The 11,105-nt window shown below is 73.2% G+C and carries 5 protein-coding genes, 1 pseudogene and 1 riboswitch; of the genes and pseudogenes, 2 read left to right on the forward strand and 4 right to left on the reverse strand.

Annotated elements, in window-relative coordinates; all coding sequences use genetic code 11:
* Positions 1-70 precede the first annotated feature (70 nt).
* From ACZ573_RS34065 to ACZ573_RS34075, 3 genes are read right to left on the reverse strand one after another with little or no spacing between them, the layout of a single operon-like run.
* Complete coding sequence (locus ACZ573_RS34065; RefSeq protein WP_471312033.1) at positions 71-1,567, reverse strand: precorrin-2 C(20)-methyltransferase; 1,497 nt, start codon at positions 1,565-1,567, stop codon at positions 71-73.
* Positions 1,564-2,211, reverse strand: a complete 648-nt coding sequence (locus tag ACZ573_RS34070) for a precorrin-8X methylmutase (protein WP_030011057.1) — start codon at positions 2,209-2,211, stop codon at positions 1,564-1,566. The genes ACZ573_RS34065 and ACZ573_RS34070 overlap by 4 nt, the downstream gene beginning before the upstream one ends.
* A complete protein-coding gene (locus ACZ573_RS34075; protein WP_471312036.1) occupies positions 2,208-3,554 on the reverse strand; it encodes a cobalamin biosynthesis protein CobG in 1,347 nt (448 codons plus the stop codon). Before ACZ573_RS34075 ends, ACZ573_RS34070 begins: the two co-directional genes overlap by 4 nt.
* A 344-nt stretch (positions 3,555-3,898) precedes the next feature.
* A riboswitch (cobalamin riboswitch) is annotated at positions 3,899-4,030 on the forward strand.
* A 42-nt stretch (positions 4,031-4,072) separates the two neighbouring features.
* Between ACZ573_RS34075 and cobN the strand changes: the two genes are divergently transcribed.
* The gene (cobN, locus tag ACZ573_RS34080) at positions 4,073-7,690 is read left to right on the forward strand and encodes a cobaltochelatase subunit CobN (RefSeq protein WP_471312039.1); all 3,618 of its coding nucleotides are present in this window, start codon (positions 4,073-4,075) and stop codon (positions 7,688-7,690) included.
* Between the two features lie 111 nt (positions 7,691-7,801).
* Here cobN and ACZ573_RS34085 read toward each other — a convergent pair whose 3' ends face one another.
* Positions 7,802-8,023, reverse strand: a complete 222-nt coding sequence (locus ACZ573_RS34085; RefSeq protein ID WP_471312041.1) for a hypothetical protein — start codon at positions 8,021-8,023, stop codon at positions 7,802-7,804.
* A 1,508-nt stretch (positions 8,024-9,531) separates the two neighbouring features.
* On the opposite strand from ACZ573_RS34085, the pseudogene ACZ573_RS34090 reads away from it, so the two are divergent.
* Positions 9,532-10,884 (forward strand): annotated as a pseudogene (locus ACZ573_RS34090) (ABC transporter ATP-binding protein); the annotation flags it as partial.
* Positions 10,885-11,105: the final 221 nt, after the last annotated feature.

The following is an 11,105-nucleotide window of genomic DNA, read 5'->3' on the forward strand; positions in this document are numbered from 1 at the left end:
CGGGGGAAGGCCCGGTGCGCTCGTCGCACCGGGCCTTCCCCCGTGTACCGCTGTGCCCCGCCTCACCCGGTCACGGGTAGCGGCGCGGCGTCCAGGTGATCCTCGACCCGTCGGCCCGCTCGGTGACCTGTGTCTGCGAGGAGCCGATCAGCAGGATCGTGCGCATGTCGACCTCGGACGGCTCCAGTTCGGCAAGCGGGACGATCCGCACCGACTGCTCGGGGCCGCCCACGTCGCGCGCGACGACCACCGGGGTCTCGGGCGCACGCAGTTCCAGCAGCAGCTCGCGGGCCTGGGCCACCTGCCAGGTCCGGCTGCGCGAGCCGGGGTTGTAGAGGGCGAGCACCAGGTCGGCCGCGGCGGCCGCGCGCAGCCGCTCCGCGATGACCTCCCAGGGCTTGAGCCGGTCCGAGAGCGAGATAGTGGCGTAGTCGTGGCCGAGCGGGGCGCCGGCCGCGGCGGCCGCGGCGTTGGCCGCGGTCACCCCCGGCAGGACCCGTACCGGCACGTCCTTGTACTCCGCCTGCCCGGCCACCTCCAGGACCGCCGTGGCCATGGCGAAGACACCGGGGTCCCCGCCGGAGACCACGGCCACCCGCTTGCCGCGCCGGGCGAGGTCGAGGGCGAACTCGGCCCGCTCCGACTCCACCTTGTTGTCGGAGCCGTGCCGGACCTGGCCCGGCTTGACGGGCACCCGGTCCAGGTAGGTGGTGTAGCCGACCAGCACCTCGGCGTCGGCCAGTGCGCGCCGGGTCTGCGGGGTGAGCCACAGCGGGCCGGCCGGGCCGGTGCCCACGACGACGACCTCGCCGGGGCCGGACGGCACGCTGCCCGGGTTGCCGATGCGGCTGGGGACCACGGCGACGGCGAAGTACGGCACGCTGTCGGCGTCGGTGTCGGCCAGGAGGCCGGTGCGCTCGCCCGCCATCGTGGCGCGCTCGACGTAGCGGGCCTCGGCGAGCCGGCCGCTGTTCTCCATCGCGCCGCGCACGGCCGGGAAGGTCCGGCCGAGCTTCATCACGACCGCCGAGTCGGTGGCGGCGAGGCGGGCGGTGAGCTCCTCCTCGGACAGGGTGCCGGGCAGGATGGTCAGCACCTCCTCGCCCTCCACGAGCGGGGTGCCGAGCCGGGCGGCGGCGGCGCTCGCCGAGGTGACGCCGGGGATGACCTCGGTCTCGTACCGGTCCGCGAGCCGCTTGTGCATGTGCATGTACGAGCTGTAGAAGAGCGGGTCGCCCTCCGCGAGCACGGCGACGGTCCGGCCGGCGTCCAGGTGCGCGGCCAGGCGGGCCGCGGCGGCCTCGTAGAACTCCTCCATCGCCCCCTGATACCCGCCGGGGTGGTCGGTGGTCTCGGTGGTGACCGGGTAGACCAGCGGTTCCTCGACGTGGTCGGCGCGCAGGTGCTTCGCCGCGATCGAACGGGCGATGGAACGGCCGTGGCGGGCGCTGTGGTAAGCCACGACATCGGCTTCGGCGATCACCTCGACGGCGCGCAGCGTCATCAGCGACGGGTCGCCCGGGCCGAGCCCGACCCCGTACAGCCGCCCCTTGGCGATACCGCTCATTCGGCCACGCTCGCAATGGCGTTGACCGCGGCGGCGGCCATCGCGCTGCCACCGCGCCGGCCGCGCACGATCAGGTGGTCGAGCCCCGAGGGGTGGGCGGCGAGGGCGTCCTTGGACTCGGCGGCGCCGATGAAGCCGACGGGGACCCCGATGACGGCGGCGGGGCGCGGCGCGCCCTCCTCGATCATCTCCAGCAGCCGGAACAGCGCGGTCGGCGCGTTGCCGACGGCGATGACCGAGCCCTCCAGCAGGCCGCGGTCGCGCCAGACCTCCAGGGCGGCGGCGCTGCGCGTGGTGCCCATCTTCGCGGCGAGCTCCGGTACGGCCGGGTCGGAGAGCGTGCAGATCACGTCATTGTCGGCGGGCAGCCGCTTACGGGTGACACCGCTGGCGACCATCTGCACGTCGCACAGGATCGGCGCGCCCGCCTCCAGCGCGGCGCGGGCGCGCAGCACGACCTCGGGGGTGTATCCGAGGTCCTGCGGGAGGTCGGTCATTCCGCAGGCGTGGATCATGCGCACCGCGACCTGGGCGACCGTGTCGGGCAGCCCGGAGAGGTCCGCCTCGGCGCGGATCGTGGCAAAGGACTGGCGGTAGATGGCCGCGCCGTCCTTCTCGTACTCAAACACGGTGTACTCGCTCATTTCTTCACTACGTCGGGGTCGGTGCGGGCGTCCGCGAGTGCCGCGGCAAGTTCGGAGGTGTGTACGTCGTCGCGTACGGGGCGGCCGGGCGCGGCGAGCCGGTATCCGGAGCCGGTGGCGACCAGATCCACCCAGGCGGTGCCGCGCGGATGCCCGCAGCGGCGTTCGCAGCCGGACCAGTGCACGGGCAGCGGACCCCGCGTCCGGTCGGCGACGGCCCCCGCATCGGCGCGTACGTCCGCACGAGATTTCGCACAACCGGGCCGCCCGGTACAGGCGGTGACGGACTCCCAGGCGCTGCCGGGGGCGAGGATCAGCCCGGCGTCCTCGATGCGGGCGGCTCCGTGGGCGCTCGCCGCGGGCAGGATGACGCTGCGCCACGGGGTGACACGCAGCTCGCCGCTCCCCTCGTCCGCGACCTGCACCAGGACCCGCCACTGCGCGGAGTCGAGCCGGCCGAGCGGGGGCAGTACGCACAGGGTGGCGTGGCCGTGCCCGCCCGCGCCCGACGGCTCGGGCGGCGGCGCGTACGGCCGGTCCGCGGGGCCGACGGCCGCCGAGGCGATCCCCGCGGCGTCGAGGCGCCGGCCGAACTCGGTGGTGTTCAGGGTGTGTTCGGCGGGCAGTTCGGCGACCCGCCAGGCCTGGGTGCCCGCTTCGGCGGCGGCGTCCAGGAAGTACCGGGCGGCTGTCAGCGCCGCCCGGGGGGCGTCCTGGCCGGCGAGCTCCACGGCGTCGGCGGCCCGGCCGAGCAGGACCAGCGCCCGGCCGCCGGGGCGGCCGAGGACGGTCACGTCGGGGCCGAGCGCGGCCACGTCGCCGCGCCCGTCGTCGAAGGCGAACAGGAACCGCCCGGACAGTGCGGCCGCCCAGGGGCTCGCGCACAGCAGCCGGTCGAACTCCAAGGCCCAGGCGAGCGCGTCGGGCCGGTCCTGCCCCTCGGGCCGGTGCGGCCCGTGCGGCCCGTGCGGCCCGTCCGGCCCGTCCGGCCCGTCCAGGCCGGACATGGGCGTCGCCACGATGTTCCGTACCCGCTCGTGGCTGGGCACGGGAAGCAGCCCGGCCCCGTCCAGCAGCTCCGCGAGCCCGGCGCCGCACCCGTCGGCCAGTCCGCGCAGCTGCACGTTGCCGCGCGAGGTCAGCTCCAGGTGCCCGTCCCCGAACCGGTCGGCGGCGAGCGCCAGCGCCGAGGCCTGTCGCACGGTGAGCAGCCCGCCCGGCAGCCGGACCCGCGCCAGGAACCCGTCGTCCGCCGCGTGCAGACGCAGCGCGCCCGGGCAGGCGTCACCGCGCTCCCGTATGACGGGTTCGTCCCGCGATGCGGCTGAAGGGGGCTGGGGCATGGCCGCGAGCATACCCACGATTGGGTCCCCCCGACCTGTGTCCGTCACCACCCCCACCAGCCACGTTCGCCCCCACCACCGCCCGGACCACCCTTTCGGCCCACCGCCGCCCGAGACCCTCTCCCCACCCCACCGGACCGTTCCCAGCCCCGCCGGCGTTTGAGGCGCGGGGCCCGGGGGCGACGCCCGGCCATTCCAGCCCCGCCGGCGTTTGAGGCGCGGGGCCCGGGGCAGAGCCCCGGCAACGGCGCCGCAGCCGGACCGCACCCCCGGCACAGCACCCGGCACGCCACCCGCCCGCCCCGGCCACACCCACCCGCCCCTAAGATGACCTTCCGGCGGACCACACGGCCCGCCGTCGCCGAGGACGGCGACATGGGAGGAAGCCCGGTGTGATTCCGGCGCGGTCCCGCCACTGTGAACCCCGCGGAGCGATCCGGCGACCGGGGTGAGTCAGGAACTCCCGCTGTCCTCACACTGCCCGGGGCGCGGAAACCCCGAGGAAGGCCTGCCGCCGCATGATTCTGCTGCTGTCGACGTCCGACACCGATCTGCTCAGCGCCCGCGCAGCGAACACGGCGGACGGCCCCGTCCCGTACCGGTTCGCGAACCCCTCCCGTCTCCCCCTCGACGACCTCCCCGGCCTCCTCGTCGGGGTCGACCTGGTCGTCGTACGCCTCCTCGGCGGCCTCCGCGCCTGGCAGGACGGCCTCGACCTGCTCCTGGCCCCGGGCCAGACCCGCCCGGTCGTGGTGCTGACCGGCGAGCAGGCTCCGGACGCCCAGCTCATGGAGGCCTCCACGGTCCCCATCGGCATCGCCGCCGAGGCGCACGGCTACCTCGCCCACGGCGGCCCGGCCAACCTGGACCAGCTGGCCCGGTTCCTCTCCGACACCGTCCTGCTGACCGGCCACGGCTTCGAGCCCCCGGCCGCCTCCCCCACCTGGGGCCCGCTGGAGCGCACGCCCGGGACCACCACGGGCCCGCGGATCGCCGTGCTGTACTACCGCGCCCACCAGATGAGCGGGAACACCTCCTTCGTCCACGCCCTGTGCGACGCGATCGAGGCCCACGACGCCCAGGCGCTGCCGCTGTACGTGTCCTCCCTGCGCACCCCCGAGCCGGAGCTGATCGCCGCGCTGGAGTCGGCCGACGCGGTCGTCACCACCGTCCTCGCGGCCGGCGGCACCAAGCCCGCCACCGCCTCGGCGGGCGGCGACGACGAGTCCTGGGACGCGGGCGCGCTCGCCGGCCTCGGCGTGCCGATCCTGCAGGCCCTGTGCCTGACCGGCTCGCGCTCCGCCTGGGAGGAGAACGACGAGGGCCTCTCCCCGCTGGACGCCGCCACGCAGGTCGCGGTGCCCGAGTTCGACGGCCGCCTGATCACCGTCCCGTTCTCCTTCAAGGAGCTCGACGAGGACGGCCTGCCCGCCTACGTGGCCGACCCCGAGCGGGCCGCCCGCGTCGCGGGGATCGCCGTACGCCACGCCCGTCTGCGCCACATCGACCGCCGGGACAAGAAGGTCGCGCTGGTCCTGTCCGCGTACCCCACCAAGCACTCCCGCATCGGCAACGCGGTCGGTCTCGACACCCCGGCCAGCGCCGTCGAGCTGCTGCGCACGCTGATCGCCGGCGGCTACGACTTCGGTCCCACCCAGGACATCCCCGGTCTGGTGTCCGGCGACGGCGACGAGCTGATCCGCGCCCTGATCGAGGCCGGCGGCCACGACCAGGACTGGCTGACCGAGGAGCAGTTGGCCCGCAACCCGGTCCGCATCCCGGCCGCCGACTACAAGCGCTGGTTCGCCGAGCTCCCGGCCGAGCTGCGCGACAGCGTCGAGCAGCACTGGGGCGAGGCCCCGGGCAACATGTTCGTGGACCGCTCGGCGAACCCGGAGGGCGACATCGTCCTCGCGGCCCTGCGCCGCGGGAACCTCCTCATCCTCATCCAGCCGCCGCGCGGCTTCGGCGAGAACCCGATCGCGATCTACCACGACCCGGACCTGCCGCCGTCGCACCACTACCTGGCCGCGTACCGGTGGATCCAGGCGCGCGCCGAGGACGGCGGCTTCGGCGCCGACGCGATGATCCACCTGGGCAAGCACGGCAACCTCGAATGGCTCCCGGGCAAGAACGCCGGCCTCTCCGCGGCGTGCGCGCCCGACGCCGCCCTGGGCGACCTGCCCCTCATCTACCCGTTCCTGGTCAACGACCCGGGCGAGGGCACCCAGGCCAAGCGCCGCGTGCACGCCACCCTGGTCGACCACCTGGTGCCGCCGATGGCGCGCGCGGAGTCGTACGGCGACATCGCCCGCCTGGAGCAGCACCTGGACGAGTACGCCCAGATCTCCGCGATGGACCCGGCGAAGCTGCCGGCCATCCGGGCCCAGATCTGGACCCTGATCCAGGCGGCGAAGCTCGACCACGACCTCGGTCTGCAGGAGCGTCCGGACGACGACGGCTTCGACGACTTCCTGCTGCACGTCGACGGCTGGCTGTGCGAGGTCAAGGACGCCCAGATCCGCGACGGTCTGCACGTGCTGGGCGGTGCGCCGACGGGCGAGGCCCGGGTCAACCTGGTCCTGGCGATCCTGCGCGCCCGGCAGATCTGGGGCGGTACGACGGCCCTTCCGGGTCTGCGTGAGGCGCTCGGCCTGGACGAGTCCAAGGCCACGCGCACCTCGGCGGACGCCGTGGAGGAGCAGGCCCGCGCCCTGGTCCAGGCGATGGAGGACGCGAACTGGTCCCTCGAAGCCGTGTCCACGGTCGCGGCGGACCACTCGGCGGACGTCGCGGCGGTCCTGTCCTTCGCGGCCCGCGAGGTGGTCCCGCGCCTGGCCGGCACCACGGACGAGATCGCCCACGTGGTCGCGGCCCTGGACGGCCGGTTCATCCCGGCGGGCCCCTCCGGCTCGCCGCTGCGCGGCCTGGTCAACGTCCTGCCGACCGGCCGCAACTTCTACTCGGTCGACCCGAAGGCCGTCCCCTCCCGCTTGGCGTGGGAGACGGGCCAGGCGCTCGCCGAGTCCCTCCTCAACCGGTACCGCACGGACAACGGCGAATGGCCGGCCTCGGTCGGTCTGTCCCTGTGGGGCACGAGCGCGATGCGCACCTCCGGCGACGACGTCGCCGAGGCCCTCTCGCTGCTGGGCATCCGCCCGGTCTGGGACGAGGCCTCGCGCCGCGTCACCGGCCTGGAGCCGATCCCGCTCGCGGAGCTCGGCCGCCCCCGCATCGACGTCACCCTCCGTATCTCGGGCTTCTTCCGGGACGCGTTCCCGCACGTGATCGGCCTGCTGGACGACGCGGTACGCCTGGCGGCCTCCCTGGACGAGCCTGCCTCGGAGAACTTCATCCGCGCCCACGCCCAGGCGGACCTGGCCGAGCACGGCGACGAGCGGCGCGCGACGACCCGTATCTTCGGCTCGCGCCCGGGCACGTACGGAGCCGGCATCCTCCAGCTGATCGACTCCCGCGACTGGCGTACGGACGCCGACCTCGCGGAGGTCTACACGGTGTGGGGCGGCTACGCGTACGGCCGCGGCCTGGAAGGCCGCCCCGCCCGGGACGAGATGGAGACGGCCTACAAGCGCATCACGGTCGCGGCGAAGAACACGGACACCCGCGAGCACGACATCGCGGACTCGGACGACTACTTCCAGTACCACGGCGGCATGGTGGCCACGGTCCGCGCCCTGCGCGGCACCGCCCCGGAGGCCTACATCGGCGACTCCACCCGCCCGGAGACGGTCAAGACCCGCACCTTGGTCGAGGAGACCAGCCGCGTCTTCCGCGCCCGCGTCGTGAACCCCAAGTGGATCGAGGCGATGCGCCGCCACGGCTACAAGGGCGCCTTCGAGCTCGCGGCGACGGTGGACTACCTCTTCGGCTACGACGCCACGACGGGCGTGGTGGCGGACTGGATGTACGACAAGCTCACCGAGACGTACGTCCTGGACCCGACGAACCGCGCCTTCCTGGAGGAGGCCAACCCGTGGGCCCTGCACGGGATCGCGGAGCGCCTGCTGGAGGCCGAGTCGCGCGGCATGTGGGAGAAGCCGGACCCGCAGATCCTCGAATCCCTGCGCCAGGTCTACCTGGACACGGAGGGCAACCTGGAGGGCGAGTCGGAGTAGCCGTCCCCTTTGCGGAGGCCACAGAGGCCGTCCCCCTCACCCTGCCGACGGGTGAGGGGGACGGCTTTCTTCATGCAGGCCCGCGCACCCCGAGCACGCGGACCTCGACCACTACGCCTTGACGGTCTGGTTCAGCGCGACGAGGGCCTGGGCCCAGCGGACGTACTTCAGCTGCCCGAAGTCGGCCACGGTCTTGACCCCGAACGCCTGGTGCAGCAGCTTGCCGTCCTCGTCGCTGACGCCCTTGAGCGCGGCAACGGGAGCCGAGAGCACCTCGGCCAGCGGCTTGTCGGCCCACGCCTTGTCGAGCACCTTGTCCAGATCGATCGCCATGAGTGTCCCTCTCGGAATCCCGAAACGAATATCGGGGCAAACCTAACTCAATCCGACAATCACCCCACGCTCCGACACCCCGACAGGGATCGACTCGCTCCGGACTCACGGAGTCCATGGGGGACGACCGGTCGGGCGGCTCCGTTCCCGCCCCAGACCCACCGTCAGGCTCGGAGCGATGCCTCGGCTCTTCCGACATACGAAGGCAAGCGCTGCGGCAATACCGGACCAGGATTCCGGTGGCGGGTGGTGACGGCGGGCCGCCCGTGGTCTTTCGGCGGACCTTCCACGTTCGCTTCTACGGGCACGACGGCTGGCGTGTGGCGCTGCGCAGCTGGGACGCTGTGCCCGGATTCGGCGCGCTGGAGGTCGAGTTCGGCGGCGTCGTGGAGCTGAGGCTGCCTTCAGGCTTCCACCGGAGCGAACTGTCCATCACCGAGGATTCCGACGATGGTGGCACGCGGAGCCGGCTGTTCTTCCTTTCGGACGGGACGGGACAGCGGAGCTTCGTGCGCTGTGCGTCCTTCGGGCAGCTTCGAGCTCTTCGTCGAATACCTGACAGCCGAGACCGAGACCGACCCACGCCGCCACACACCGCGCCTGCGCGAGGTCGAAGTCGAAGGCGAGACACAGCCGGATCATCATGTCCTGGCACGCGACCGAACCGGTCGCGCAGTCGACCTCGCCGCCGAGCCAGCTCATCGTCCGGGGCACGGATCCGCCACAGCCTTCGGCGTGGTCACGCAGCCGCCGAACGCCCTCCTGCTCCACCCGAATGGCTTCGGCCACCCGCTCCTCAACACTGGGTCTGCGTCGCACCCTCCCTCCGCCGCCCATGCTCCGCCGGGGGATCGAACCGGTACACCCGCACCGATCAGCAGACCACGAAACCCCAGCACGCACCGTCCGTGAGGACCAGCCGCTTGCACGAGTCGGGCGGGCGGGATGGGAAGAACGCGTCCATCTCGGCAACCATGTCGGCACCGGCAGCATCAAGGCCGGCGAACGAATCCGTGATGACCAGTTCTCCGTATCCGGGAGCAGCCTCATGCCCCGCACGTGCTGGAACTCGATGTCGAGAAGGCCACCCGCATCCTGCGCACCCCCGCTCCTCAGGACGAGCAGGTCGCCACTATCCGCATAACCATGGACCCGGAACGCTCGCCGAAAGTGCAACGGAAGATGCCGGTGATCGCCGACCAGGGCCATGCGCCTCGGCTGGCCGACGGCCTCGCGCCCCCGGTCGAGCGCCCCGATGTCGAGGTCCTCCCCACGCGGAACCAAGCGCCCGAGCTCCCACTCCAACCTCGCGTCGGAGAGCGATCCCCCGCAGTTCGCTCCCGTCCATGCGGAGACGAGCTGAGCTTGGCCGAGGGTGATGTCGAAGGCCTCCCACATCGTGCCGATCAGCTCCCGGGCGCCCGCCTACGGGTCACCGCCGGAGCGACCCGTCTCGGCGATCAGCCACCGGACCGTCCGGTGGACGGACCCCCCGTTCTCCACCGCGGCTGATCGCCGCCCCGCGCGGCTGGGGCGCGATGCGGGTGGCACAGCGCCGCTACCTGTCGGTGATCACCTGGGTGGAGCACGTACGGGCCGCCCGGCTCATCGGCCAGCTGCTGATCTCCCGTACGTCGGCCCCCGAGGTACGGGTGCACGGCGTCGGCCGCTACCTGCTGGGCCATTACCGCAACATGGCCGAGGTCGCCGAAGGCGAGGCCACCCGCCTCGCCAAGGACAAGGCCGCCACCGAACTGCTGGCCGCCGCGCTGTCCGGCGTCGCGGCCCTGGTCACCTACGGGGCGATGGGCGCGCTCATCGTCACCGGCCGGATGGACCTCGCCGTCGCCGGTACCGCCGTGATCGCGGTGCGCACCGGTTCGGCGAGCCTGGGGGCGCTGGTGGCCACCACCAACACCCTGCACGAGGAGTCCCTGTACGTGCGGGACCTGGAACGGTTCGTCGCCGAGGCGGCCCGCCGCGCCATCCCGCCCGGCGGGGCCCCGCTGCCCGAGCGGCTCGCAGCGGTACGGCTCCGGGACGTGGACTTCAGCTACCCGGACCGGGACGAGCCCGCCCTGCGCGGGGTCTCCCTCACCATCGAGGCGGGCCAGGTGGTCGCCCTGGTCGGCGAGAACGGCTCGGGCAAGAGCACCCTGGTGAAGCTGCTGGCGGGCCTGCACCTGCCCGGCTCGGGTTCGGTCACCTGGGACGGGGTGGAGGTGCGGGACGCCGACCGGGAGCAGGTCTTCGACCGGGTCGCGCTCCTCACCCAGGACTTCGAGCGCTGGCCGGTGACCGCCCGTACCAACATCGCCATCGGTCGCCCCAGGGAGGACCCCGAACGCGCCGTCGACCGGGCCGCGGAGGTGGCCGCCGCCGCCGAGTACGCGGGTGCGGACCGTATCGTCGCGCAGCTCCCGCACGGCTACGAGACCTTGCTCGCCCGGGTGTTCAGGGGCGCCTCGGAGCTGTCGGGCGGGCAGTGGCAGAAGTTCGGACTCGCCCGCACCCGCTACCGCGACGCCCGCGTCCTGGTCGTGGACGAGCCCACCTCGGCGCTCGACCCGGAGGCGGAGATCGCCGCCTTCGACAGCATCCGGGGCCTCGCCGGCCCCGAGCGCGCGGTCGTCCTCGTCACGCACCGGATGTCGGGCGTCAGGTACGCCGACGTGATCTACGTGCTGCACGAGGGCCGGCTCGTCGAGCGGGGCGGCCACGACGAACTGATGGCGCTGGGCGGCCGGTACGCCTCCATGTACGCGATGCAGGCCGCGCAGTTCGGCCACGATCCGCAGGGCCGGCCGCCATCGATCCCCCGGCAGTCCGCCGCATCGCAGAACGACGACTCCGTCACCTGAAACGGGCGGGCGCCCTCCCCGGTGTTGTTGGGGGAGGGCGCCTGTGGCGTGCGTGCGGGACGACGGTTGGGGTTATCCGATGGTGAGGAAGGTGCTCCAGCCGTCTTCGTCGCGTCCGGTGGCGTTGCCGTAGCCGGTGGTGCCGCCCTGGAAGTAGTACTGGTGGCCGTCGGAGGCCTGGACTCCCCAGATGTCGGGGATGCCGTCTCCGGTGTTGTCCT

It is taken from the genome of Streptomyces sp. NPDC040545 (assembly GCF_055595065.1).

Excerpts from the sequence above, each read along its gene's own strand:
- ACZ573_RS34065 (WP_471312033.1), bottom strand. The coding sequence starts at position 1,567 with ATGAGCGGTATCGCCAAGGGGCGGCTGTACGGGGTCGGGCTCGGCCCG.
- ACZ573_RS34070 (WP_030011057.1), bottom strand. The coding sequence starts at position 2,211 with ATGAGCGAGTACACCGTGTTTGAGTACGAGAAGGACGGCGCGGCCATC.
- ACZ573_RS34075 (WP_471312036.1), bottom strand. The coding sequence starts at position 3,554 with ATGCCCCAGCCCCCTTCAGCCGCATCGCGGGACGAACCCGTCATACGG.
- cobN (WP_471312039.1), top strand. The coding sequence starts at position 4,073 with ATGATTCTGCTGCTGTCGACGTCCGACACCGATCTGCTCAGCGCCCGC.
- ACZ573_RS34085 (WP_471312041.1), bottom strand. The coding sequence starts at position 8,023 with ATGGCGATCGATCTGGACAAGGTGCTCGACAAGGCGTGGGCCGACAAG.